Origin of the sequence: Pseudomonas fontis (assembly GCF_028656955.1) — a bacterium.
Classification (GTDB): Bacteria; Pseudomonadota; Gammaproteobacteria; order Pseudomonadales; family Pseudomonadaceae; genus Aquipseudomonas; species Aquipseudomonas fontis.
Genome location: NZ_JAMDGY010000117.1, coordinates 1 through 22,572, shown reverse-complemented (window position 1 = coordinate 22,572; position 22,572 = coordinate 1). Strand labels below are relative to the sequence as shown.

Below are 22,572 nucleotides of genomic sequence, written 5' to 3'. Positions count from 1 at the left end.
GTGGGAGCCGGCCTTGCCGGCGATGGCTGCGCAACAGCCGCCAACCAGCAAGGCGTTGCCTTGCATCGCCAGCAAGGCCGGCTCCCACAGGACAAGGCAAGAGAAGGATCAGGCGATCTTCTTCAGGCCCAGCTTTTTCATCTCTTCATCACGCAGTTCACGACGCAGGATCTTGCCCACGTTGGTGGTCGGCAAGGCATCGCGGAACTCGATGAAACGCGGCACCTTGTAGCCGGTGACATTGGCGCGCATATGCTCCATCACCTGCTCTTTGGTCAACGTCGTGCCTGGCTTGACGACGATGAAGACCTTGATCACTTCACCCGACTTCTCGTCCGGCACACCGATGGCCGCACACTGCAACACGCCTGGCAGGGTCATCAGCACATCTTCCAGCTCGTTCGGGTACACGTTGAAGCCGGACACCAGGATCATGTCCTTCTTGCGGTCGACGATCTTCATGTAGCCGTCTGGCTGGATCAGCGCGATATCACCGGTCTTCAACCAGCCCTCGGCATCGAGGATCTCCGCCGTCGCGTCTTCACGCTGCCAGTAGCCCTTCATCACCTGCGGGCCCTTGATGCACAGCTCGCCGATTTCGCCCAGGGCCAACTCATTTCCCTCGTCGTCGATGATCTTGCACAGGGTCGACGGCATCGGAATGCCGATGGTGCCGACCTGGATCTGCTGCGCCGGGTTCACCGAAGCGACCGGGCTGGTTTCGGTCATGCCGTAGCCTTCGCAGATCGCGCAGCCGGTCACGGTTTTCCAGCGCTCGGCCACCGATAGCTGCAGCGCCATGCCACCGGACAAGGTGACTTTCAACGCGGAGAAGTCCAGGGTGCGGAAGTTCTCGTTGTTGCACAGCGCCACGAACAGGGTGTTCAAGCCGACAAAGCCGCTGAACTTCCACTTCGACAGTTCCTTGACCATCGCCGGCAAGTCGCGCGGGTTGCTGATCAGGATGTTGTGGCTGCCGATCAGCATCATCGCCATGCAATGGAAGGTGAACGCATAGATGTGATACAGCGGCAACGGGGTGATCAGGATCTCGCAACCTTCATTGAGGTTGGAACCCATCAGCGCCTTGCATTGCAGCATGTTGGCGATCAGGTTGCGGTGCGTGAGCATCGCGCCCTTGGCCACGCCGGTGGTACCACCGGTGTATTGCAACACGGCCACATCGTCGCTGTTCGGGGTGACTTCGGTGATTGCCTGGCCACGCCCTTTGCTCAACGCATCGTTGAACTTCACGGCCTTGGGCAAGTTGTACGCCGGCACCATCTTCTTCACGTACTTGATCACGCTATTGATCAGCAAACGTTTCAAAGGTGGCAACAGGTCGGCCACTTCGGTGACAATGATGTGCTTGACCTGGGTCTTGGGCACCACCTTCTCGGCCAGGTGCGCCATGTTCGCCAGGCAGACCAGTGCCTTGGCACCGGAATCATTGAATTGGTGTTCCAGTTCCCGCGCGGTATACAACGGGTTGGTGTTGACCACGGTCAGCCCGGCGCGCATGGCACCGAAGACGGCCACGGGGTATTGCAGAACGTTTGGCAGTTGCACGGCAATGCGATCGCCCGGCTGCAGGTCGGTGTGTTGCTGCAGATACGCAGCAAAGTTACCGGACAGCTCGTACAGTTCGCCGTAGGTCAGGGTCTTGCCCAGGTTGCTAAAAGCCGGTTTATCGGCGAATCGCTGGCAGGACTGCTTCAACACCGCTTGAATATTCGGATACTCATCAGGATTGATTTGCGAGGCAATCCCGGCTGGGTACTTATCCTTCCAAAAGTTTTCGATCATGGAAGCCCACTCCTCCAGCAACAGCGAATTCTTCACCGCAGTCGATGCGATTATTATTGATATGTGATTACGGTTTATTGCAAACCGATTGATCAGAAGCGGGCCGAGAGTAGCAGCTTTGCCAAGGGTCGCCTAGAGCTAAAGCGGCCCAGATAGTCACTAAAGTGACTCTTGAAATTTCAGTAGTCACTTTTAGAGCAAATAGACTAAACACTCGGCTTGATGCCTGAAGATCAACGGCATCGCGGGACCAGCCCGCTCCCACAGGGTGTGGCTTTAGCCCTTGTGGGAGCGGGCTGGTCCCGCGATGCATTCACCACCCAATCAAGCAATATCCCGCAGTTCACGCCGCAGAATCTTGCCCACCGGCGTCATCGGCAGCGAGTCACGCAGCACGATGTGCTTGGGCACCTTGTAGCCGGTGAAGTTGGCCTTGCAGTAGGCCTTCAGCTCTTCCACGGTCACCCCGCCTTCTCGCGCCACCACAAACAACTTCACCGCCTCGCCGGAACGCTCGTCTGGTACGCCGATGGCCGCACAACTGGCGACTTTCGGGTGCGCCATCATCACGTCCTCGATCTCGTTGGGGTACACGTTGAAGCCCGAGACGATGATCATGTCCTTCTTGCGGTCGACAATCCGGGTAAAACCATCCGGGTCGATCACCGCCACGTCGCCGGTCTTGAACCAGCCCTCGGCATCCATCGCTTCAGCGGTGGCATCCGGACGCTGCCAATAGCCCTTCATCACTTGCGGGCCCTTGATGCACAGCTCGCCGCGCTCGCCCAGGGGCATTTCATTGCCGTCGTCATCAATCACCTTGAACGCCGTGCCCGGCACCGGGATGCCCACGGTACCCAAGCGCGCCAACTGCCCATAGGGGTTGGTACTGGCGACCGGCGAAGTCTCGGTCAGGCCATAGCCTTCGACGATGCGGCAACCGGTGATGCTCTCCCAGCGCTCGGCCGTCGCCTTGACCAGCGCCGTACCGCCGGAGTTGGTGACCTTGAGTGCGGAGAAATCGAGGTTCTTGAACTCGGGGTTGTCCATCAACGCGACAAACAGGGTGTTCAGCCCCAGCAAGGCCGAGAAACGCCACTTTTTAAGCTCCTTGACGAAGCCTGCGATATCGCGTGGGTTGGTGATCAGCACGTTGTGGTTGCCGGTGACCATCATGCACATGCAGTTCGCCGTGAACGCATAGATGTGGTACAGCGGCAGCGGCGCAATCATCACCTCCTGGCCTTCCTTGAGCAGCTTCTGCCCGTCGGCGTCGATCTGCGAGAAGCACGCCAGAATCTGCAGCATATTGGCCACCAGGTTGCCGTGGGTCAGCATCGCGCCCTTGGCCGGGCCCGTGGTGCCGCCGGTGTATTGCAGCACGGCGACATCGTCCAGGCCGGCCTGGACCGGGCGCAGCTCATGCCCCTTGCCGCGACGCAGGACGCTCTTGAACGGGACGGCCTGCGGCAACTCATAGGCCGGGACCATCTTCTTCACCTTGGCGACGACGGTGTTGACCAGCCAGCCCTTGGCCGTCGGCAACATGTCGCCCATCTTCACCTCGATCAGGTGTTCGATATCGGTGTCCGGCAGCACCTCCTGCACCAGTTTGCCGAACACGTTCAGGTACACCAGCGCGCGGGCGCCGGAGTCCTTGAACTGGTGGCGCATCTCGCGGGCGGTGTACAGCGGGTTGGTGTTGACCACGATCAGCCCGGCGCGCAGGGCGCCGAACACCGCGATGGGGTACTGCAGGACGTTGGGCATCTGCACGGCGATGCGCTCGCCGGGCTTGAGGTCGGTGTGCTGCTGCAGGTAGGCAGCAAAGGCCGCCGAGTGGCGCTCCAGCTCGGCATAGGTCAGGGTCACCCCAAGGTTGCTGAAGGCCGGACGGTCGGCGAACTTCTTGCAGGAGCGCTCAAACACTTCAAGAATCGACTTGTAACTGTCCAGGTCGATTTGCGCAGGGACGCCTGCGGGGCGCTTGTCGTTCCAGAAATCAGCGTGCATTTATTCTTGTCCTCATGCCTGAGCGGTTGCGGGCTGAATTGCCTACATGCAAAAACGAATATTCTGCCGACGTTAGCAGCTATGTCGCAGGTGGCAAATACGCCAAGCGCTGTCATTAACATTGTGAATCTTATTTCCTTGCGCCCTGCGATTCTGTGGATGGGTTATACACTGAGCTGGATCAACGACTTGCGCACAAGGACCCGCCATGCACCACGACGCGTTCTGGCTACCGGCCAGCAACCATTGCAGCCTGTATGTCTACCAATGGCTGCCCAGCACACCGATCAAGGCGGTGGTGCTGCTGGCCCACGGCATGGCCGAACACGCCGGACGCTACCAACGCCTGGGCCAGGCCCTGGCGCAAGCAGGCTACGCACTCTACGCCCATGACCAGCGCGGCCATGGCCGTACCGCTGAACTGGGCACCCTGGGCCTGTTCGCGGCCCATGATGGCTGGACCAGCGTGGTCAACGACCTCGCCCTGCTCAGCCAGCACATCGGCCAGCAACACCCTGGTGCGCCGCTGTTCCTGATGGGCCACAGCATGGGCAGCTACATCGCCCAGGCCTACCTGCTGCACCACAGCGCCAGCCTGCAAGGGGCGATTCTCAGCGGCTCGAACTTCCAGCCCCCGGCCTTGTACCGCGCAGCGTGCCTGATCGCCCGCGCCGAATCCTGGCGCCAGGGCCCGCTGGGGCACAGCGCGTTGATCGAATGGTTGTCCTTCGGCTCGTTCAACAAGGCTTTCAAACCCAATCGCACCGCCTTCGACTGGCTGAGCCGCGACCCGCAGGAAGTCGACAAGTACGTGGCCGACCCGCTGTGCGGCTTTCGCTGCAGCAACCGCCTGTGGATCGACTTGCTGATGGGCCTGGAGCAGATCAGCCAGCCGAAGCACCTGGCGCAGATCGACCCGAACCTGCCTATCCTGGTGATGGGCGGTGAATGTGATCCGGTCAGTACCGGCAAGCGTCTGAAGGATCTGGCCGGTGCCCTGCACCTGGCTGGCAATCAGCATGTGCAGCTCACGCTCTACCCGCAGGCGCGGCATGAGCTGCTCAACGAAACCAACCGCGACGACGTGACCGCCGACCTCATTGACTGGCTTGAGCAGGCCCGAGCCCTTGGCCGGCCGGCGCGCAGCGAGTGATACACTGGCGCACCCCGTCGCGTACCGAAGGAACCCGCGCATGACCCAGGTCACCAACACGCCGTACGAATCCCTCGAAGTCGGCCAGACCGCCAGCTTCAGCAAGACCGTCGAAGAACGTGATATCCAGCTGTTCGCCGCAATGTCTGGCGACCACAACCCGGTCCACCTGGATGCCGAGTTCGCGGCCAAGAGCATGTTCAAGGAGCGTATCGCCCACGGCATGTTCAGCGGTGCGCTGATCAGCGCCGCTGTCGCCTGCGAGCTGCCTGGCCCGGGCACCATCTACCTCGGCCAGCAGATGAGCTTCCAGAAGCCGGTGAAGATTGGCGACACCCTGACCGTGCGCCTGGAAATTCTCGAAAAACTGCCGAAATTCCGCGTACGCATCGCCACCCGCGTGTTCAACCAGAACGAAGAACTGGTAGTAGACGGCGAAGCCGAAATCCTCGCCCCGCGCAAACAGCAGACCGTCGACTTGGTCAGCCCACCGCCGATCACCATCGGCTGATCAGCCCAGCTCGTCCAGGCGGCGCTCGATGAAGCGCTGCTCGGGCGCTTGCCGGGTCAGGCCCAGGGCGGTGCGGTACGCTTCACGGGCTTGCTCATGGCGGCCCAACTGGCGACACAGTTCGGCGCGGGCCGAGTGGGCCAGGTAATAATCCAGCAACTGCCCCCGCGCCAGAATCGCCTCCACGGCCGCCAGCCCCACCTGGGCGCCATCGCGCTGCGCCAATGCCGCCGCCCGATTGAGCTCGACCACCGGCGAAGGCCAGCCCCGCAGCAACACGTCATAGAGCCCGACGATCTCGTCCCAGTCGGTTTGCTGCGCCGTTTGTGCCTCTGCATGCACCGCAGCGATGGCTGCTTGCAGGCTGTAGACACCAAAGCGCTGGCTACGCAGCGCCTGCTGCACCAGCTCACAGCCTTCGGTAATCATGGCCTGGTCCCACAGCGAACGGTCCTGCTCATCAAGCAGCACCAGGTCACCTTGTTCACTGCTGCGCGCCCGTTGCCGGGAGCCCTGCAACAACATCAGCGCGAGCAACCCGAGCACCTCCGGGTCTGGCAGCAATTGCTGCAGCAGCCGCCCCAGGCGAATGGCTTCGGCGCTCAAGTCATCGCGCACCAGGCTGTCGCCGGAAGACGCCGAATACCCCTCGTTGAACACCAGGTAAATCACCCGCAGCACACTGTCGAGCCGTTCGGGCAATTCGGCCAGTGAAGGCACCTGATAGGGAATGCGCGCATCGCGAATCTTCGCTTTGGCCCGCACGATGCGCTGCGCGATGGTCGCCGGGCTTTGCAGAAAGGCCCGGGCGATTTCCTCAGTAGTCAGGTCGCAGACTTCACGCAAGGTCAGCGGCACCTGGGCATCGGCCGACAAGGCCGGGTGGCAGCAGGTAAAAATCAGCCGCAGGCGGTCGTCTTGCAACTCTTCATCGTTCACTTCAGCACTCTCCAGCGCTTCCAGGGCCAAGGCCAGGTGCTCGGGCGAGCGCTCGAAGCGCGCCCGCCGGCGCAAGCCGTCAATGGCTTTGAAGCGCCCGGTGGACACCAGCCAGGCGCGCGGGCTGGCCGGAATGCCGTCGCGCTGCCAACGCTCGACGGCAATGAAGAAGGCCTCATGCATGGCCTCCTCGGCCAGGTCGAAATCGCCAAGCAGGCGGATCAGCGTGGCCAGGATCCGCCGCGACTCCTGCCGATAGACTGCCTCGACGGCCGCCTGCACCTGAAGCAGCTCGGCCATCAGTCAGGCATCTTCTCGGTGACCAGGCTGATCAGCCGGTCCAGGCTCTGGCCCCAACCGTCATGAAAGCCCATGTTTTCATGCGCCTGCCTGTCGGCTTCGCTCCAGTGCATGGCCGTCGCCGTGTAGCGGGTCTTGCCGTGCTCATCGTCAAGTTGCACCACCGCCGTCATGAAGGCCTTGGGCGAAGGCACCCAGCCTGGGCCGAAGGCATCGGTGAAGACGATGCGTCGTGGTGCAACGATTTCCAGATACACCCCCTGGGTCGGGTACTCGGCGCCATCCGGGGCGCGCATCAGCGTGCGAAACAGCCCGCCCACCCACAGCTGCATTTCGCACTCCGGCGTGGTCATGCCGTGTGGTCCCCACCACTGCTTGAGCAGCTCAGGCTCGGTCCAGGCACGGAACACCTTGGCCCGTGGTGCGTCGATCAGGCGGGTCAGGGACAATTCAAACTGCGGTTTGGCAACAGGAAGGCTCATATTGTTGTTTCCTTCATCTCAGGGTTGCAGATCACGAACCGGGCGGACCTCGACGCTGCCCACGCGGGCTGCCGGGATACCCTTGGCAATGCTCACGGCTTCGTTCAGGTCGCGGGCCTCCACCAGATAAAAACCGGCCAGCTGCTCCTTGGTTTCGGCAAACGGACCATCGGTCAGGCTGACCTGGCCGCCGCGGACGCGCACGGTAGTGGCGGTTTGCACCGGCTGGAGCGCCTCAGCGGCGAGCATCCTGCCCCCCCCTTGCACCGACTCGGCATAGGCCATGCACTCGGCATCGGCCGGGCTGTCAGGCTGGCTGTGCAGCAGCCCTTCATCACAGTAGACCAGGCACAGGTATTTCATCGTCTTCTCCACGCAGCCGTAGGCGGGCGGCGGTTCAGGGCTTGAGGTTGAACAGGGCTTTCTGGGTTTCCATGTCGAACGGCGCCGACCAATGCTCATGCACCACCTGCCACTGGCCACCGAGGCGCTGCAAGCCCATGGTGACGCGCATATAGCAGCTCTCTTCACCCTCGGCACCCGAGCCGCACTTGTTCAGCCAGTGGGCGAACGCCACGTCGCTGCCGCCATGGATCTGCAGTTGCTCGCACTCGAACACCATATTGCCCTGGCAGTATTCCAGGCACTTTTCCCAGTGTGCCCGGTAGGCGGCCTTGCCCTTGAACTGCAGGGTCTGGATTGCATCGAAGGCACAGATGTCATCGCTGTAGGGCGCGGCGATGCCCTCAAGGTTCTTGTGTTTGACCGCGTCGATCCATTGCTGGATGAGGCTGCGGATTTCACTGTCGCTGGTACTGGTCATGGTGGCTCCCCGCTCGAATGAGGCGATGGACTGGCGCCGGGTTATCCGGCGTGTTCATCCATGGTCGAACGGCAAGGGAGGGAATCGACAGGCAGGAAAAGATTTTTCATGACGGCTTCAAGGGCAACCAGATTTCCACCATGGCGTCTCGGCAATCAGGATCGAAATCAGCGCCATAGCGCTCGAATTCAGGCGCATCGGCGGCCTCCTCGCCAGAAGCCGGTAGCCATTGTTTCCAGATTTTTTCAAAAGTGTGGCCGATCTTGCGAACGTCACCCTGGTGTTCGAACACCGCGTAACGCTGAGGCGCCAGCGTGTAATAACGAAAGTCTTTGGGCAGCAAAGAGATACTGCGCACCTCTACCCCAGCGATATATTCGAACCCGCCGTTACCGTCGGGGTTACAGCACAACCCATAGGTTTCCCCACCAATCTGGCCAGGTACCTTGCCGACATGCTCGGCGAAGCGCAGCCAAAGCTCTGGAATGCTCTGGTTGGACTGCTGGCTATAGCGCTGCCCGAGGCCACCAATGGTAAAACCTGGACTGCTGATAATTCGCGCTGGAGCAAACCTGACGTCCATGTCTTTCTGGGTAACCATGTCCATGCCTCACAAGGTAGATCGCTGAACGAGCGCCCGTACGTCTCTTTTATTGGGTTGCGGCACTGCAGGCCTCTCCGCTAGCGTAGCCCGATTGCCTGCACGAGGAAACCGGCCCATGGCGCTGATCACCGAACACCTGCAACGCGGCGGCCTGATCGAGGCCTCGTGGGTGCGCGCCAGTGCCGCGAGTTTCCCGCGCCACACCCACGATGAATATGTGCTCAGTGCAAACCTGCAAGGCCACGAGCAGATCTGGCTCGATGGCCGTCACCATGACGTGCCGCCCGGCGCGGTGACGCTGTACAACCCGCTGGCGGTCCAGGGCTCTGCGTTCGGCCCGCAAGGCGTCGAATACATCAGCCTGCACCTTTCGCCCGACGCCCTGCGCGAGGTCGTGGCCGAGCACAGCCTGGACAACAGCAGCGGCCATCCGGTGTTCACCCAAGGTGTGCTGAACGACCCGGCGCTGCTCAAGGCCATCGTCGAATTCGCCACGTGCGATGCCCCGCAGGAGCAGGAAGAAACCTGGCTCGCCCTGCTCTGCCAGCTACTTGAGCAAGGCACCGCCCATCGCGACGAACACAGCACAGGCGTGCGCCATTCGATCGCGTTCATGCGCGAGCATCTGCACCGACGTATCGAGCTGGAGGAGTTGGCGGCTGTCAGCGGGCTGAGCAAATTCCATTTTGTGCGCTGCTTCAAGAAGGCCACCGGGCTGGCCCCGTTGCAATACCACATGCAACTGCGCCTGATCGAAGCGCGCCAGCAGTTACGCGCTGGCCTGCACCCGCTAGAGGTCGCGCAACGCCTGAATTTCTACGACCAGAGCCATTTCATCAATGCGTTTCGTCGGGTCATGGGGGTCACGCCCAACAGCTACTGGTCGCGACTGCACCGACCGGCATGAAAAAGGCCCCTTGCGGAGCCTTTTGCCGTGTCATTGCTGGGGAAGAAACGTCGCGTGATCACCCTTGGCGTGTTTGGCCTGCCGTTTTTCCTTGGCTGTGTGGGCGGGTTTCTTCTTCGTGGCTTTTTTCGCATTCAGACCTTTCATGACAGGCCCTCCGCTGAGCGACACCTGCTTGCCGGTGACCTGGAAGATTATAGACCCGCTGCCGCCGCCGGCACGGCCAGGATGAATTCGCGGTAGCCGGAGAGAATCACGTACACCGCGAAGTAGCAGAAGATCCCCGCCGAGGCCAGGTACGACCAGGTCAGCAGCCGATCCCCCAGTAGCCGTCCGCCGTGGCTGGCCACGGTGCACAGGGTCAGGCACCAAAGCAGGCCGGCGGCAAAGAAGCCACTGAGGAACATGCCCGCCTCCATCACGCTGCCACCCCCCGAGCGGGAAATCAGCACCCCGCCCACCGCCGCAAACCAGAGGATGGCGCTGGGCGATGACATGGCCAGGAAGATCCCGCGCAGGAACTCGCGCCAGGCCGACTCACGTACCACTGCCACATCAGTGTTCAGGTGTGTATTGCCACGCAGCGCGGTGATCAGCATGCGCACGGCAAACCAGACCAGCAGCAACGAGCCACCCACCCACAACACCCAGCGCACGGCGGTGAACTGCAGCAGCACGGTCATCCCCGCCAATGCGGCCACGGCGTAGATCAGGTCGCCGATGCAGGTCCCCAGGCCCAGCCACATCCCTTGCAGGAACCCGCGCTGCATGGCCAGGGTGATCATCGCGATATTGGCCACGCCGATATCCAGGCACAACGACAGGCTCAGCAGAAATCCGTTGGAAAAAGGCATGGTCACTCAACTGACGGCAATAAAAGGCAGGTGCCATTAGAACGGCTCTGCCGCGTGCTGTATTGGAAGAAATTGCGCAGGCTCAGGCGCGGGCGGCGCGCTCGAATACTTCATCTGCCCACTGGTTTAGGCTTTTGCCGGCTGACTGCGCGGCAATGCTGGCGGCCGCGTGCACTTCAGGACGAATCCGTAGCATGACCTTGCCCGAAGCGGGTTTTTCAGGGGCCACGCCACGCTCTTCGCAATCACTCAGGTAGTCGTCCAGCGCTGCCCGGAACGCCTCATGCAAGGCACTGACGGAGCTTGCGTGAAAACTGATGATGTCGCGCACACCGAGCACGCGACCGACAAAAATATCGTCACGCGCATCGTAGTCGATGCGCGCCGAATAGCCCTTGTAACTCATGCTGCTCATACTAGAACCCCTGCCCGAAGAAGGAACTCGCGGGCTTCTTCAACCTGATACCGCTTGGCTTCTTTGCCCGGGTGCGGGCGATGACAGCGCCATCGCTGGCCACCCAGTACCAATTTGACCCTGGAGCCCTCGCGCTCAAATACCTGCCCCCGAGGGCGAGTACCAGGGCTTCTATATCGGCGAACACCAGCGAGGTGCTGGTGGGTTGCCGAAAGATGCACAACAGGATTTTGCGGTATCGATTGTTCATCCCGAGATGCTATCAAAATAAGATAGCACTTTTTCCCCGGGATTCATTCAGGATTTTTCAGGCACCTGCCAGCACCTGCGCATACCGCTCCCGGTCCACGTTCGCACCGCTGAGAATCACCGCTACCTTGCGGCCTTGTTGCAGCTCACGTTCCTGCAACAAGGCCGCCAGCCCTGCCGCCCCGGCACCTTCGGCGGTGTTGTGGGTGTCTTCGTGGTAGATGCGCATGGCGTTGGCGATCTCGGCATCACTGACCCGCACGATACGTGCAGCCCCGTGGCGGATGATTTCGAATGCCTCAGGCATCGGTATACGGCAGGCCATGCCGTCGGCAAAAGTATTGGCCGTTTCGGTACTGATGATGCGGCCCGCCTCAAAACTTTGCGCAAAGGCATCCGCCTCGGTCGAAACCACGCCAACGATCTGCGTCTTCAGGCCGAGCAGGTCGCGGGTGTGGATCAGGCCGCAAATGCCCGAGCCCATGCCGATCGGGACATACACGCAGTCCAGCGCCGGCACCGCCTCGAACAGCTCCAGCGCATAGGTCGCCACACCGCGGATCAGGTCCGGGTGGAACGAGGGCACCATTTCATAACCGTTCACCTCGGCCAGCCGCGCGGCCTCGCTGCGCGACTGGTCGAAATCGGCGCCATGCTCGACCAGTTGCGCCCCCAACGCCCGCATCGCAGCGTTCTTTTCCCGGGAGTTGCCCACCGGCACCACGATGATGATCGGCAGCCCCACCGCCTGTGCAGCCAGCGCCAGGCTCTGCCCGTGATTGCCCCGGGTGGCCGTGACCAGCCCCTTGACCTGGGGCGCACGCGCCAGCAGGGCCTGAACATACAGCAGGCCGCCGCGCACCTTGAACGCCCCGGTCGGAGCATGGTTCTCATGCTTGACCCACACCTGCGCCCCCACCCGCTCAGCCAAGCGTGGCCAGGCATATTGTGGCGTAGCAGGCACACTGGCATGCACCAGGCGGGCAGCATCGCGCAAAGCAGGCAGGTCGAACATGGAGCACCTCAGGGTGGGGAATTTGACCTGATCCTAGTCGCCGCGCATTGTATGGGTGAAACCTTATATTGCATGGCCGACAATAAAATGTGGACACCCACCCTCCCCGACACCGCACAACCTCGCTACCTGGCCCTGGTTGACGCCATTGCCCAGGCCATCGAAGCGGGCGAGCTCAAGGTGGGGGATCGCCTCCCGCCTCAGCGGCGCCTGGCCTGGAACCTGGGTTTGAACCCCAGCACCACGCAACAGGCGTACCGGGAGGCGGCGGCGCGGCATCTGGTGTCTGGCGAAGTTGGCCGGGGCACCTATGTGCTGTCAGGCAGCAAGGAGGCCACGCTGTTCCGCCTCAAGCAGCGAGATACCCAGCCCACCTTGATTGACCTGTCGACCAACGTGCCGGTGGTCGACCCCGACAGCCATGCCATCGAACACGCCCTGCACACGTTGCTGCGCAGCGGGCAGATCCATCAGTTGGAACACTACCTGAACGCTGAACAGCTGTGGCTCGGCCGCCTGCAGGGTGCTGCGTGGTTGAACCGCCGTGGCCTGCACCTGACTGCGCAACACATACTGCTGTGTGGCGGCGCCCAGCAGGGCCTGTTCAGCCTGCTGCTTTCCTTCTGCCATCCCGGTGACCCGGTGATGGTCGAAGCCTTGACCGCACCCGGTATCAAGGCTGCGTGCAAGCAGTTGCGCCTGCCCTTGCACGGGATTGCCCTGGACCACGAAGGCATCCGCCCCGATGATCTGGACCGGGTTGCCCGGGCCAGCGGCGCCAAGGTCGTGGTGCTGACGCCAACCCTGCACAACCCGACCGGCGCGTGCATGAGTGCGGCACGGCGGCGGGCGATTGCCGAGGTGGTCAGGCTGCATGATTTGCTGTTGATCGAGGATGATGTCTATGGGGCACTGACGGATCGCCCGCCGTTGTTGCCCTTGCTTGCAGGCCGTGGCCTGTTGGTCAGCAGCCTGTCGAAGACCGTGGCGGCCGGCTTGCGCATTGGCTGGATCGCCGGTGACAGCGCATTGCTGGAACGCATCGACCCGCACAGCCAGGCAACCCATTGGCCGGTGTCGCCGCTGAACCTGCAGATTGCCTGCAACTGGATCGCCGATGGCACGGCGGCGCAGCGGCTGGCGTGGCAACGCGAGGAGATCAGCCAGCGCTGGCGGCTGGCGAAGCGGATACTGGGGGCTGCCCTGGCCGAGCAGGATGAAGCGTCGCCGCATGTCTGGGTGCGGGGGCAGCAATCCGGGGCGGCGCTTGCCCAAGCGTGTCGGGCACGCTCGGTGGAGGTCGTGCCGGCGGAGGTGTTTGCGGTGAAACAGGGCGATTTGCCGGCGATTCGCGTGAGCCTTTCGGCCGCCAGGAGCCGTGCGGAGTTGAAGCATGCGTTGGAGCAAGTGGCGGCAGTGTGTCTTTAATGGCTCTATTGCGGGACACATCGGGTCGCCGCAACGCCGCAACGCCGCTCCATGTAGCCGCTGCCGTAAGGCTGCGCTCGCCTGCATGGCAGGCGCCGCCTTTGGGACCCCTCACGGGCTCCAGCGCAGCCTGACGGCAGCGGCTACAAAAAATTTGCAGTAGGCGCCCGAATGTTCAAGATCATGTCCGGAGTATCCCCATTGACCCCCTTCTACACCCAAGCCACCGCCCACCTCAGCAACCTCGACGCCACCTGGGCTGCGCACATCCAGCGCATCGGCCCCTGCCTGCACGCGCCGCTGCCCACCCGCGACCCGTACCAGGCCCTGGTCCGTTCGATTGCCTACCAGCAGCTGCACGCCAAAGCCGCCGAGGCGATTCTTGGGCGCTTCCTCGCCCTCTACCCGGGCAGCGACTTCCCCAGCCCGCAGCAACTGCTCGCCACCGCCCCCGAGCAACTGCGTGCCTGCGGTTTTTCCGCGACCAAGCTGAACACCCTCCAGGGCATCGCCCAGGCCCGGCTGGACGGTATCGTGCCCGACCACGAACAGGCCCGGTTACTTGATCAGGAAACCCTGATCACCCAGCTCACCACCCTGCGCGGGGTCGGGCGCTGGACTGTCGAGATGCTGCTGATCTACACCCTGGAACACATGGACATCCTCCCCGCCGATGACTTTGGCGTGCGCGAGGGGTACCGTCGCCTGTATGGCCTGGAGCGCCAGCCGACCCGCAAGCAGATGATCGAGCTCGGCCTGGCCTGGAGCCCGTATCGCACCCTCGCGGCCTGGTACCTGTGGCGTGCCTGAATTTGACCGCAAGACCCGGAGTTTCAGTAGCGCACCCAGCCCGTAGCCTTGACGACACCACCCTGTGACGAGAGCGATACCATGAGCAGCCCAGGCAAACCCCTGATCAGCGCAACCGACCCACGCTGGCAAGCCGTGCAGGCCCGCGACCCGGCCGCCGATGCGTTGTTCGTGTACGCCGTGCGCACCACCGGCGTGTATTGCCGCCCGTCCAGCCCGTCACGCCTGCCACGCCTGGAAAACGTCGAGTTCTTTGCCACCGCCGAACAGGCCGAGGCCGCCGGCTATCGCCCCAGCCGCCGCCAAGGCGGCGATCAGTCTCGCGTTGCCGAACAGCATGCCGCCCAGGTCACCCGTGCCTGCAAGCTGATCGAAAGCGCCGAGGCCGAACCGAGCCTGAACCAGATCGCCGCCCACGTGAACATGAGCCCGTACCACTTCCACCGGGTGTTCAAGGCAGCCACCGGCCTGACGCCCAAGGCTTATGCCACCGCGCACCGGGCGCGCAAGGTGCGCAGCCGGCTGAAGCAGGCCGAGAGCATCACCGATGCGCTGTACGAGGCCGGCTACAACTCCAACAGCCGTTTCTATGAAGCCAGCGACGGCTTGCTGGGCATGACCCCTGGCGCCTACCGCGCAGGCGGTGCCAATACCGACATTCGCTTCGCCATCGGCCAATGTTCGCTCGGGGCAATCCTGGTGGCACAGAGCGCGCGGGGTATCTGCGCAATCCTCCTGGGTGATGACCCGCAGCCACTGCTTCAGGATTTGCAGGACAAATTCCCCAAGGCCAACTTCATTGGCGCCGATGCGGATTTCGAACAGTTGATCGCCAAGGTCGTGGGCTTTATCGAAGCCCCGGCGATTGGCCTCGACCTGCCGCTGGATCTGCGCGGCACGGCGTTTCAGGAGCGGGTCTGGCAAGCGCTGCGCAGCATCCCGGCGGGCAACACCGCCAGCTACGCCGAGATTGCCGAGCGCATTGGCGCACCCAGGGCGGTACGCGCTGTGGCCCAGGCCTGTGCGGCCAACAGCCTGGCAGTGGCCATCCCCTGCCACCGCGTGGTGCGCAGCGATGGCAACCTGTCCGGTTATCGCTGGGGGGTTGAGCGCAAACAGCAGTTGCTTGAGCGCGAGCGCACATAACAGCGCGATTCAACAATAATCAGCCAATAAACAAAACCCCCGCAATGGCGGGGGTTTGAAGTTCAAGCGGTCAGGTCTCAACCCTGTTTGCAACCGTCGCCCATGGCGCGGTATTCAATGGTGTGACGCTGACTCTGATGGTCTTCGTAGGTCATGGTTGCCGGGACCACTTCACAGACATTGGGGATGGTCGACAGGCTGATAACTTTGGCGATATCCAGGTTGGTCGAGTAGTCATACTGCTCTACGACGGGCGGATTGGCCGCCTCTTTAACACCATCCGCCAAGGCGAACGTCGACACACCAGCCAATACAAGTGCAAGTAAGGTTTTCATGATAATAGGCCTGCAAAGCAATCGGAACAGAGTGACTTCAGTTGCCGAGTTGGCGCGGAGAAGTTGCTATATCAACTAACGGATATAACACGAAGTACCGATCCCGCTGAGTGCTGTTAGTCTGGGATGGGCCCAGTTTACAAGCTCAAATTGCCTGTTGAATCCCGATAACGGACATTCACTGTTACCGTATCCGCAACAATAATGGCGATTCTTGCAGCTCGACAATCGCGACAGTAGCCTGTAAAAGCCCGTTCCAGAGCCTCTGTCGGAATCTCACCATGAGCCAGATCCGCGCCAGCGCGCTGACCCCGCCTGAACGCCCGCTGTTGAATAAATTCTACCGAAGCCTCGCCTCCCCCATGCGCGCCAGCGCCCAAGGGCAGCTGTGGGTGGCCCGTGCAGAGGCGATTGTGGCGGCGCTGAGCCTGACGCCGGTGCCTGGTGGCCACTGGTTGACCAGCCTGCTGGTCGACCCGGCCTGGCGTGGCAGAGGGGTTGCCCGGCAACTGATTGCCCAGGCGTGCATCGACAAGCTCGGCTGCATCTGGTTGTTCTGCCACCCGGACCTTGAAGGTTTTTATGCGGCCCAAGGGTTCGAGCGCACGGAAACCCTGCCGCCCGTGCTGGCCGAGCGCCTGGCGCGCTATCAGCGCAGCAAGCCCTTGCTGGCGTTGGCCCGTGCTCAGTCGTCGGAGGAAGGGTCGAGCCCGGGGAACAACACCTCGGTGTAACCGAACTTGTTGAAATCGTGGATACGCGATGGGTACAAGCGCCCGATCAGGTGATCGCACTCGTGCTGCACCACCCGCGCATGGAAGCCTTCGGCGACTCGCTGGATCGGCTGGCCCTGCGGGTCGACACCTTCATAGCGAATGCGCTGGTAACGCGGCACCACCCCGCGCAAGCCTGGCACCGACAGGCACCCTTCCCAGCCGTCTTCGACCTCGCTGCTCAAGGGCGTGATCAGCGGATTGAGCAGGATGGTCTGCGGCACCGCCTCGGCATCCGGATAACGTTCGCTGCGCTCGAAACCGAAGATCACCAGTTGCAGGTCGATACCGATCTGCGGCGCGGCCAGGCCGACCCCGCCGACATGCTGCATGGTCTCGAACATGTCGGCGATCAACTGCTCGAGTTCGGCGCTGCCAAACAGACTGGCCGATACTGGTGGGGCAATGCGCAACAGGCGCTCATCACCCATCTTGAGAATGTCACGAATCATGCGGGGCTCGACTCACAGGTTCTGATTGCGGGTCCGGTTGATGATCAAGCGTGTGATCGCGCCCCAGCCCGGACACATGCTTTTTATCATGGGCCGGTTGCGCCTCGTTGAAATCTTTCTCGCCCGGGTTCTTGCCCTCGGCCGACATGTGCTCGATTACCGCATTCATCTCCGCGCCCAGCAACAACACTGCCGCGGAAATGTAGAAGTACAGCAACAGCACGATGATCGCCCCGATGCTGCCGTACATGGCGTTGTAGTCGGCAAAGGTCTTCACGTAGTAGCCAAAGCCCAGTGAGGCGATGATCCACACCACCACCGCCAACACCGATCCTGGGGTGATAAAGCGAAACTTCTGCTTCACATCGGGCATCACGTAATAGATCAGTGCCACGGCCACCATCATCAGAAAGACGATGGCCGGCCAACGCAACACGGTCCACACCGTGACGATGAAATCTTCCATGCCGACCTGCGAGGCGATCCAGCCCATCACCTGCGGGCCCAGCACCATGAACGCCGCCGCGGCCAGCAACATGCCGGCGATACCGACGGTATAAATGATCGACAGTGGAATGCGCTTCCACAACGGGCGCCCTTCAGCCACATCGTAGGCAGCGTTCATCGCACTCATCATCAGGCGCACGCCGGCCGAGGCGGTCCACAGCGCGATGACGATACCGACCGACAGCAGCCCACCCTTGGACTGCTGCAACTGGTCGATCACCGGGTTGACCTGGTCCAGCGCCTGGGGCGGCAACACCAGCTCCGATTGCAGGCGCAGCCAGGAAAAGAAGTCGGGGAGGTGCAGAAAACCGATCAAGGCGATCAGGAACAGCAGGAAGGGGAACAGCGAAAACAGCATCTGGTAGGCCAGCGCCGACGCATAGGTGGACATCTCGTCATCGAGAAACTCGCTGATGGTACGCACCAGTACGCGGTGCACGGGCAGCCCGCGCAACTCGGGAAAAATCATAGCGTCTCCTTTCGCCGCTCTAGTGTCATGTGCAAAGCCCTTCACCCAAGGGAGGCGTTTTACCTCACGGTAGCCCAATAGACCAGCGATGCGCGATTACGATCCGTTGCCACAGACAGTAAAACGGCCACCCGAAGATGGCCGCTAGGTTACCCGCCGTGTCGCGCTGACTACTTCTTCACGGCGTCCTTTACCTTGCCCGCGATTTGCTGGGCTTCACCCTTGAGTTCCTGGGCCTTGCCTTCGGCGCGCAGCTTGTCGTTATCGGTGACCTTGCCAACGCCTTGCTTGATATTACCGACCGCTTCGTTGGCCATACCTTTGACTTTATCTTTGGTACCACTCATGGGATTTCTCCTGAAGGGGGAACATGCGTTGTCAGAATCGACAGAGGGTGGACTCGGAGCCGTGCGCGGGAGTTTCATTTATTTTCGCCGGCGCCTACCGGCGGTCGGCCAAACAGCGGGCGAATATCGCCCCGAATCGTCTGCGCAACCAGCTCGCAGGCCAGCGCTTTCCTTAGACTCGGTCACCAGCGGCCTGCTCGACAGCCGCCATAACAACAACAGACTTGGTGGTACATCCGTCCATGCGAATCACTCCCCTGCTTGCAGCCTTGCTGCTGACTGTACCCGCACACACCCTGCTGGCCGCACCGGCCGCTGAAGCCACGAAACTGACTACCCTGCTGGTCGACCGCTACGCCGACGACAGCCAGCCGGGCAGCCTGCGCTGGGCCATCGAACGCAACAACCAGACACCCGGCAAATACCGGATCGACATCCAGCCAGTCGGGGCCCCGCCCTATGTGATCAAGCCCACCTCGCCACTGCCGGCCATCAAGGGGCCAGTGGTCATCGAAGGCACGGCGTGGAAGCACAGCGGCCAGTTCATTGCCATTGACGGCTCGGCCTATATCATCGGCAGCGGCACCCAGGCGTGCCCCGGCGCCGTGCCCGGCCAGTTCGGCACCAATGTGCGCACCACCACCGGCCCCGGCCTGGTCATCCGCGATACCCAGGGCGTGGAAATATCCGGGCTGGATGTGCGCAACTTCTGCATCGGCATCCTGGTCAACCGCGCCAGCAACAACGTCATCCAGGACAACCGCATTACCGCCAACAAGGGCGGCGCCGGAATCATGCTCACCGGCGACGACGGCCAGGGCAACCCGACCGCGACCACCACGAACAACAACAAAGTGCTACGCAACCAGCTGATCGACAACGGCGACGGCCTGGAGCTGACCCGTGGCGCGGCGTTCAACCTGGTGGCCGACAACCTGTTCCGCTCCACTGCGGCCAACCCGGAGCCGTCCCAGGGCATCGAGATCCTCTGGGGCAACGACAACAACGTGGTGCGCAACCGCTTCGAGAACTACTCCGACGGCTTGCAGATCAACTGGGGCCAGCGCAATTACCTGGGCGCCAACACCTTTACCGGCAACTCGATCGGCGTCAGCGTCAGCGGTGCGGGGAATATCCTCGATGGCAACCTGATCCATGGCAACCGCATCGGCGTGGCCCTGCGCCCGGAGCCGAGCAGCACCAGCAACCGCCTGAGCGCCAACCGGATCTGGGGCAACAGCCAGGATATCCGCCGCTGTGAAGCCGGTGGTTCATGCGTGCCTGAGCAACGAACCGGGGCCATCGTGTTCGCCGTACCGGCGCTGGAACATGCGGCCTATGTGGGTTCGCGGGGCATCGGGGTTGATCAGTCGAGCAACAACCGGGCGATCATTTGCAGCGCGAAGGCTGCGCCGCAAGGGTGCCAGCCGATGCCCAATCACGATCAGCCGGCACCTGTGCTGGCCGCGCTAAAGGACGCTCGCTTGCACGGTAGCGTGCAAGGCGAGCCCAATAGCCTGTTACGCGTGGAAATCTTCGGTAACGCCGAAGCGACGGCCACTGAGGCCGAACAGTTCCTGGGGAATGTGAACGTGATCACGGATGAACGCGGCGCGGGGCAGTTTGACTATGTATTGGAGAACGCCGAAGCGCTCAAGTCATTTACCGCAACGGTGACACGGGCCGATGGCGCAACGTCCCCACTCAGCATTGCCATGCCGCGCTCAATGTAGGTTCAGGCACTCGTGATACACCTGTGGGAGCGGGCATTGCCGGCGATGCGGCCGCAAGCGTGGGGTTAAATTGATACCAACCTCGTGGAAAAGATCTACTGCAGCGCCGCTTTATGTTTGCCCGCATTCCCAGCACAATGTCCGACCTTTCAAGCGTCACCCGTAGGAACCTGCATGAAACTCGACAAACCCACCGCCATTGCCCGCCGTAACCAGGAGCTGGCCAACCCGGTCCTGAACAGCGACAACACCCTGTTCGCCGTGCTCGACAGCAAGCGCAGCCTGTGGTGGTTTGATGTGCCGGTGAAGTTGGTACTGCGCAAAGGGGCGGCCGACTGGGTCAACCTGCTGCTGCACACCCCGGAAACCGACCAGTTGCAACACCTGAAGGTGCCGGTCAACTTCCTCAAGGCCCACCTGGAGAAGATGGAAGTGCGCCACGAGGGCAAGCGTCGCTCGACCATCAGCCTTGCGCTGAGCGCCGATCGTGACTCGATGCTGCAGGACCTGCGACCAGGCGGCGACAACCTGAGTTTCGCCGCCTTCGTGCAGGGCTGATCAGACCAGGTCGATGCGGTCTGGGTGAATGACGATGCGGCCGTCCTTGTACAGGGCGCCGATCGCTTTCTTGAAGTTGCCCTTGCTCACTCCGAACAGGTCGCTGATCACCTGCGGATCGCTCTTGTCATTGACCGGCAAGGTGCCATTGGCGGCCTTGAGCTTGTCGATGATCTTGTCGTGCAGGGTGCTGGCCAGGGCCTGGCCAATCGGCTGCAGGCTCAGGGCAATCTTGCCGTCGCTGCGCAGCTCCTTGATGTAGCCCTTCTCCTGCTTGCCCGAACGCAGGAACTTGAACACTTCGTTCTTGTGGATCAAGCCCCAGTGCTTGTTGTTGATGATCGCCTTGAAGCCCATCGGGGTTTCTTCGGCGACCAGCAGGTCCACTTCCTGGCCGACCGTGTAGTTGGCCGGGAGTTTGTCCAGGTAACGGTCCAGGCGCGCGGTCGCGGTGATGCGGCGGGTGCGCTTGTCGAGGTAGGCGTGCACCACGCAGTACTCGCCGGCCTTCATCTGGCGCTTCTCTTCCGAGTACGGCATTAGCAGGTCTTTGGGCAGGCCCCAGTCGAGGAACAGGCCGATGCTGTTGATTTCCTTGACCTTGAGGCTGGCGAACTCGCCGACCTGCAACTTGGTCTTTTCGGTAGTGGCAATCAGCTTGTCTTCGCTGTCGAAGTAGATGAAGACGTTCAGCCAGTCTTCCACCTCGGTGGGCGTGTCCTTGGGGATGTAGCGATTGGGCAGCAGGATCTCGCCGTCCGCCCCACCGTCCAGGTACAGACCGAAGTCCGTGTGCTTGACCACTTGCAAAGTGTTGTAACGCCCAACTAAAGCCATTTCCGGAAATCCTCGTTGCGAGGGCGGCATTCTACACCTGAACCGCGATTGCCGCCTGATCGCTTGCCGTGTGTCTGACGGAGAACCTGATCGGGTTGAACCGAGCTGGCCTACCCTGTTCTATAAAGACAAGCATGCCCCTGCAAGGATTAGCTCATGTACGCCTGCCTGCACAAGTACCTGCGCCCTCTCCTGCTGCTGGTGTTGCCCGGCGTGGTAATGCTGGGTTGCACCCGCATCGACGTCGCCTACCGCAACCTCGACGTGTTGGTGCCCTGGTCGCTCAGCGACTACCTGGACATGAACCGCCAGCAGAAGGCCTGGCTCGACCAGCGGCTCAAGCAGCACCTGGCTTGGCACTGCCGCACCCAACTGCCCGAGTACCTGACCTGGCTGGATGCAGTGCGCAGCATGGTGGCCAGCAATGAGGTGAGCGACCAGCAACTACTCGTGCGCTCGCAGGAAGCCAAGCTTGCGATCGCCAAGGTGGCGGACCAGATTACCCCTTCGGCGGCAGAGCTGCTGCGCGGGATGAGTGACGATCAGGTGCAGGAGCTGCGCCAGGCCTTTGCCAAGGACATCCGCGAACGTCAGGACAAATACGTGAAGACGCCGCTGGCCAAGCAGATTGATGAGCGCAGCCAGCGCATGGAGAAGCGCCTGAGCACCTGGTTGGGTGAACTCAATGCCCAGCAGCGGCTGCGGGTGGTGAACTGGTCGCAGGCGCTGGGTGAGCAGAACCGCCAGTGGATCAGCAACCGGGCGCACTGGCAGGCGCAGTTCAGCAAGGCCATGGAACAGCGCCAGAGCCCGGCATTCGAGCCCAGGCTGGAGGTGCTGCTCAAGGATCGCGAGCGCTTGTGGACGCCAGAATATCGGATCGCCTACCAACATACCGAGCAGCAAGCGCGCAGCTTGCTGGTGGACCTGATGGCACAGAGCAGCCCGACGCAGCGCCAGTATCTGGAGGGGCGACTGAGCAAGGTGCGAGCGGATTTCAGTGCGTTGAAGTGCCTGAAAGGGTGAGGGTGGCTATTGGGGCCTCATCGCCGGCAAGGCCGGCTCCCACAATGCTCGGTGTGTGAGTGATCCTGTGGGAGCCGGCC

At 62.0% G+C, this 22,572-nt stretch carries 25 protein-coding genes; 10 read left to right on the top strand and 15 right to left on the bottom strand.

Annotated features, from left to right (window positions below; translation table 11 throughout):
- Window positions 1-108: 108 nt before the first annotated feature.
- Together fadD1 and fadD2 are read right to left on the bottom strand one after the other, a co-directional pair.
- On the bottom strand, window positions 109-1,806 hold the full coding sequence (gene fadD1 / locus M5G11_RS26040) for a long-chain-fatty-acid--CoA ligase FadD1 (RefSeq protein ID WP_273909150.1): 1,698 nt from the start codon (window positions 1,804-1,806) through the stop codon (window positions 109-111).
- Between the two features lie 324 nt (window positions 1,807-2,130).
- Complete coding sequence (gene fadD2, locus M5G11_RS26035; protein WP_273909151.1) at window positions 2,131-3,819, bottom strand: long-chain-fatty-acid--CoA ligase FadD2; 1,689 nt, start codon at window positions 3,817-3,819, stop codon at window positions 2,131-2,133.
- 208 nt (window positions 3,820-4,027) lie between these two features.
- On the opposite strand from fadD2, the gene M5G11_RS26030 reads away from it, so the two are divergent.
- Both M5G11_RS26030 and M5G11_RS26025 read left to right on the top strand, forming a co-directional pair.
- Window positions 4,028-4,972 carry an alpha/beta hydrolase gene (locus M5G11_RS26030; protein WP_273909152.1) on the top strand — a complete coding sequence of 315 codons (945 nt, stop codon included), beginning with the start codon at window positions 4,028-4,030 and terminating at the stop codon, window positions 4,970-4,972.
- A 40-nt stretch (window positions 4,973-5,012) separates the two neighbouring features.
- Window positions 5,013-5,483: a MaoC family dehydratase gene (locus tag M5G11_RS26025; RefSeq protein ID WP_273909153.1), complete on the top strand. Its 471-nt coding sequence runs from the start codon at window positions 5,013-5,015 to the stop codon at window positions 5,481-5,483.
- Here M5G11_RS26025 and M5G11_RS26020 read toward each other — a convergent pair whose 3' ends face one another.
- The 5 genes from M5G11_RS26020 to M5G11_RS26000 all read right to left on the bottom strand — a co-directional run bounded on the left by M5G11_RS26020 (window position 5,484) and on the right by M5G11_RS26000 (window position 8,610).
- Window positions 5,484-6,722 (bottom strand): RNA polymerase sigma factor, encoded by a 1,239-nt coding sequence (locus M5G11_RS26020; protein ID WP_273909154.1) that lies wholly within the window; start codon window positions 6,720-6,722, stop codon window positions 5,484-5,486.
- Window positions 6,722-7,204, bottom strand: a complete 483-nt coding sequence (locus tag M5G11_RS26015) for an SRPBCC family protein (RefSeq protein ID WP_273909155.1) — start codon at window positions 7,202-7,204, stop codon at window positions 6,722-6,724. Before M5G11_RS26015 ends, M5G11_RS26020 begins: the two co-directional genes overlap by 1 nt.
- Window positions 7,205-7,222: 18 nt before the next feature.
- Complete coding sequence (locus tag M5G11_RS26010) at window positions 7,223-7,567, bottom strand: YciI family protein (RefSeq protein ID WP_273909156.1); 345 nt, start codon at window positions 7,565-7,567, stop codon at window positions 7,223-7,225.
- Between the two features lie 34 nt (window positions 7,568-7,601).
- Window positions 7,602-8,027, bottom strand: a complete 426-nt coding sequence (locus M5G11_RS26005) for a YybH family protein (protein ID WP_273909157.1) — start codon at window positions 8,025-8,027, stop codon at window positions 7,602-7,604.
- A gap of 106 nt (window positions 8,028-8,133) precedes the next feature.
- A complete protein-coding gene (locus M5G11_RS26000) occupies window positions 8,134-8,610 on the bottom strand; it encodes a GyrI-like domain-containing protein (protein ID WP_420793780.1) in 477 nt (158 codons plus the stop codon).
- 136 nt (window positions 8,611-8,746) lie between these two features.
- On the opposite strand from M5G11_RS26000, the gene M5G11_RS25995 reads away from it, so the two are divergent.
- Window positions 8,747-9,538 (top strand): AraC family transcriptional regulator, encoded by a 792-nt coding sequence (locus tag M5G11_RS25995; RefSeq protein ID WP_273909159.1) that lies wholly within the window; start codon window positions 8,747-8,749, stop codon window positions 9,536-9,538.
- 194 nt (window positions 9,539-9,732) lie between these two features.
- Here the strand turns inward: M5G11_RS25995 and M5G11_RS25990 are convergent, their stop codons facing one another.
- The 3 genes from M5G11_RS25990 to M5G11_RS25980 all read right to left on the bottom strand — a co-directional run bounded on the left by M5G11_RS25990 (window position 9,733) and on the right by M5G11_RS25980 (window position 12,071).
- Window positions 9,733-10,392 (bottom strand): LysE family translocator, encoded by a 660-nt coding sequence (locus M5G11_RS25990; RefSeq protein WP_273909160.1) that lies wholly within the window; start codon window positions 10,390-10,392, stop codon window positions 9,733-9,735.
- 82 nt (window positions 10,393-10,474) lie between these two features.
- Window positions 10,475-10,807 (bottom strand): type II toxin-antitoxin system HicB family antitoxin, encoded by a 333-nt coding sequence (locus M5G11_RS25985; RefSeq protein WP_273909161.1) that lies wholly within the window; start codon window positions 10,805-10,807, stop codon window positions 10,475-10,477.
- Between the two features lie 307 nt (window positions 10,808-11,114).
- Entirely contained in the window at window positions 11,115-12,071 is a 957-nt protein-coding gene (locus tag M5G11_RS25980; RefSeq protein WP_273909162.1) for a threonine dehydratase, read from the bottom strand.
- 87 nt (window positions 12,072-12,158) lie between these two features.
- Here M5G11_RS25980 and M5G11_RS25975 point away from each other — a divergent pair, with 87 nt between their 5' ends.
- The 3 genes from M5G11_RS25975 (at window position 12,159) to ada (ending at window position 15,455) form a co-directional block, all read left to right on the top strand.
- Entirely contained in the window at window positions 12,159-13,499 is a 1,341-nt protein-coding gene (locus M5G11_RS25975; protein WP_273909173.1) for an aminotransferase-like domain-containing protein, read from the top strand.
- Window positions 13,500-13,682: 183 nt separating this feature from the next.
- Window positions 13,683-14,309 carry a DNA-3-methyladenine glycosylase family protein gene (locus M5G11_RS25970; protein WP_273909163.1) on the top strand — a complete coding sequence of 209 codons (627 nt, stop codon included), beginning with the start codon at window positions 13,683-13,685 and terminating at the stop codon, window positions 14,307-14,309.
- A gap of 81 nt (window positions 14,310-14,390) precedes the next feature.
- The gene (gene ada, locus M5G11_RS25965; protein ID WP_273909164.1) at window positions 14,391-15,455 is read left to right on the top strand and encodes a bifunctional DNA-binding transcriptional regulator/O6-methylguanine-DNA methyltransferase Ada; all 1,065 of its coding nucleotides are present in this window, start codon (window positions 14,391-14,393) and stop codon (window positions 15,453-15,455) included.
- 77 nt (window positions 15,456-15,532) lie between these two features.
- On the opposite strand, the gene M5G11_RS25960 is transcribed toward ada, so the two are convergent.
- The gene (locus M5G11_RS25960) at window positions 15,533-15,790 is read right to left on the bottom strand and encodes a DUF2790 domain-containing protein (RefSeq protein WP_273909165.1); all 258 of its coding nucleotides are present in this window, start codon (window positions 15,788-15,790) and stop codon (window positions 15,533-15,535) included.
- A gap of 281 nt (window positions 15,791-16,071) precedes the next feature.
- On the opposite strand from M5G11_RS25960, the gene M5G11_RS25955 reads away from it, so the two are divergent.
- A complete protein-coding gene (locus tag M5G11_RS25955) occupies window positions 16,072-16,524 on the top strand; it encodes a GNAT family N-acetyltransferase (RefSeq protein WP_273909166.1) in 453 nt (150 codons plus the stop codon).
- Here M5G11_RS25955 and def read toward each other — a convergent pair.
- The 3 genes from def to M5G11_RS25940 all read right to left on the bottom strand — a co-directional run bounded on the left by def (window position 16,476) and on the right by M5G11_RS25940 (window position 18,338).
- A complete protein-coding gene (gene def, locus M5G11_RS25950; protein WP_273909167.1) occupies window positions 16,476-17,015 on the bottom strand; it encodes a peptide deformylase in 540 nt (179 codons plus the stop codon). The genes M5G11_RS25955 and def overlap by 49 nt on opposite strands.
- A complete protein-coding gene (locus tag M5G11_RS25945) occupies window positions 17,005-17,991 on the bottom strand; it encodes a YihY/virulence factor BrkB family protein (RefSeq protein WP_273909168.1) in 987 nt (328 codons plus the stop codon). Before M5G11_RS25945 ends, def begins: the two co-directional genes overlap by 11 nt.
- 170 nt (window positions 17,992-18,161) lie before the next feature.
- Window positions 18,162-18,338: a CsbD family protein gene (locus M5G11_RS25940; RefSeq protein ID WP_273909169.1), complete on the bottom strand. Its 177-nt coding sequence runs from the start codon at window positions 18,336-18,338 to the stop codon at window positions 18,162-18,164.
- 242 nt (window positions 18,339-18,580) lie between these two features.
- Here M5G11_RS25940 and M5G11_RS25935 point away from each other — a divergent pair, with 242 nt between their 5' ends.
- Complete coding sequence (locus M5G11_RS25935; RefSeq protein ID WP_273909170.1) at window positions 18,581-20,071, top strand: right-handed parallel beta-helix repeat-containing protein; 1,491 nt, start codon at window positions 18,581-18,583, stop codon at window positions 20,069-20,071.
- Window positions 20,072-20,245: 174 nt separating this feature from the next.
- Complete coding sequence (locus tag M5G11_RS25930) at window positions 20,246-20,629, top strand: hypothetical protein (RefSeq protein ID WP_273909171.1); 384 nt, start codon at window positions 20,246-20,248, stop codon at window positions 20,627-20,629.
- On the opposite strand, the gene M5G11_RS25925 is transcribed toward M5G11_RS25930, so the two are convergent.
- Window positions 20,630-21,466 (bottom strand): CvfB family protein, encoded by an 837-nt coding sequence (locus M5G11_RS25925; RefSeq protein WP_273909172.1) that lies wholly within the window; start codon window positions 21,464-21,466, stop codon window positions 20,630-20,632.
- A gap of 219 nt (window positions 21,467-21,685) precedes the next feature.
- Between M5G11_RS25925 and M5G11_RS25920 the strand changes: the two genes are divergently transcribed.
- Complete coding sequence (locus M5G11_RS25920; RefSeq protein WP_273909175.1) at window positions 21,686-22,492, top strand: DUF6279 family lipoprotein; 807 nt, start codon at window positions 21,686-21,688, stop codon at window positions 22,490-22,492.
- The last annotated feature ends 80 nt before the right edge of the window (window positions 22,493-22,572 follow it).

Bases quoted from the DNA above. Each gene is read 5' to 3' on its own strand.
- fadD1 (WP_273909150.1), bottom strand. From the start codon at position 1,806: ATGATCGAAAACTTTTGGAAGGATAAGTACCCAGCCGGGATTGCCTCG.
- fadD2 (WP_273909151.1), bottom strand. From the start codon at position 3,819: ATGCACGCTGATTTCTGGAACGACAAGCGCCCCGCAGGCGTCCCTGCG.
- M5G11_RS26030 (WP_273909152.1), top strand. From the start codon at position 4,028: ATGCACCACGACGCGTTCTGGCTACCGGCCAGCAACCATTGCAGCCTG.
- M5G11_RS26025 (WP_273909153.1), top strand. From the start codon at position 5,013: ATGACCCAGGTCACCAACACGCCGTACGAATCCCTCGAAGTCGGCCAG.
- M5G11_RS26020 (WP_273909154.1), bottom strand. From the start codon at position 6,722: ATGGCCGAGCTGCTTCAGGTGCAGGCGGCCGTCGAGGCAGTCTATCGG.
- M5G11_RS26015 (WP_273909155.1), bottom strand. From the start codon at position 7,204: ATGAGCCTTCCTGTTGCCAAACCGCAGTTTGAATTGTCCCTGACCCGC.
- M5G11_RS26010 (WP_273909156.1), bottom strand. From the start codon at position 7,567: ATGAAATACCTGTGCCTGGTCTACTGTGATGAAGGGCTGCTGCACAGC.
- M5G11_RS26005 (WP_273909157.1), bottom strand. From the start codon at position 8,027: ATGACCAGTACCAGCGACAGTGAAATCCGCAGCCTCATCCAGCAATGG.
- M5G11_RS26000 (WP_420793780.1), bottom strand. From the start codon at position 8,610: ATGGACGTCAGGTTTGCTCCAGCGCGAATTATCAGCAGTCCAGGTTTT.
- M5G11_RS25995 (WP_273909159.1), top strand. From the start codon at position 8,747: ATGGCGCTGATCACCGAACACCTGCAACGCGGCGGCCTGATCGAGGCC.
- M5G11_RS25990 (WP_273909160.1), bottom strand. From the start codon at position 10,392: ATGCCTTTTTCCAACGGATTTCTGCTGAGCCTGTCGTTGTGCCTGGAT.
- M5G11_RS25985 (WP_273909161.1), bottom strand. From the start codon at position 10,807: ATGAGCAGCATGAGTTACAAGGGCTATTCGGCGCGCATCGACTACGAT.
- M5G11_RS25980 (WP_273909162.1), bottom strand. From the start codon at position 12,071: ATGTTCGACCTGCCTGCTTTGCGCGATGCTGCCCGCCTGGTGCATGCC.
- M5G11_RS25975 (WP_273909173.1), top strand. From the start codon at position 12,159: ATGTGGACACCCACCCTCCCCGACACCGCACAACCTCGCTACCTGGCC.
- M5G11_RS25970 (WP_273909163.1), top strand. From the start codon at position 13,683: ATGTCCGGAGTATCCCCATTGACCCCCTTCTACACCCAAGCCACCGCC.
- ada (WP_273909164.1), top strand. From the start codon at position 14,391: ATGAGCAGCCCAGGCAAACCCCTGATCAGCGCAACCGACCCACGCTGG.
- M5G11_RS25960 (WP_273909165.1), bottom strand. From the start codon at position 15,790: ATGAAAACCTTACTTGCACTTGTATTGGCTGGTGTGTCGACGTTCGCC.
- M5G11_RS25955 (WP_273909166.1), top strand. From the start codon at position 16,072: ATGAGCCAGATCCGCGCCAGCGCGCTGACCCCGCCTGAACGCCCGCTG.
- def (WP_273909167.1), bottom strand. From the start codon at position 17,015: ATGATTCGTGACATTCTCAAGATGGGTGATGAGCGCCTGTTGCGCATT.
- M5G11_RS25945 (WP_273909168.1), bottom strand. From the start codon at position 17,991: ATGATTTTTCCCGAGTTGCGCGGGCTGCCCGTGCACCGCGTACTGGTG.
- M5G11_RS25940 (WP_273909169.1), bottom strand. From the start codon at position 18,338: ATGAGTGGTACCAAAGATAAAGTCAAAGGTATGGCCAACGAAGCGGTC.
- M5G11_RS25935 (WP_273909170.1), top strand. From the start codon at position 18,581: ATGCGAATCACTCCCCTGCTTGCAGCCTTGCTGCTGACTGTACCCGCA.
- M5G11_RS25930 (WP_273909171.1), top strand. From the start codon at position 20,246: ATGAAACTCGACAAACCCACCGCCATTGCCCGCCGTAACCAGGAGCTG.
- M5G11_RS25925 (WP_273909172.1), bottom strand. From the start codon at position 21,466: ATGGCTTTAGTTGGGCGTTACAACACTTTGCAAGTGGTCAAGCACACG.
- M5G11_RS25920 (WP_273909175.1), top strand. From the start codon at position 21,686: ATGCTGGGTTGCACCCGCATCGACGTCGCCTACCGCAACCTCGACGTG.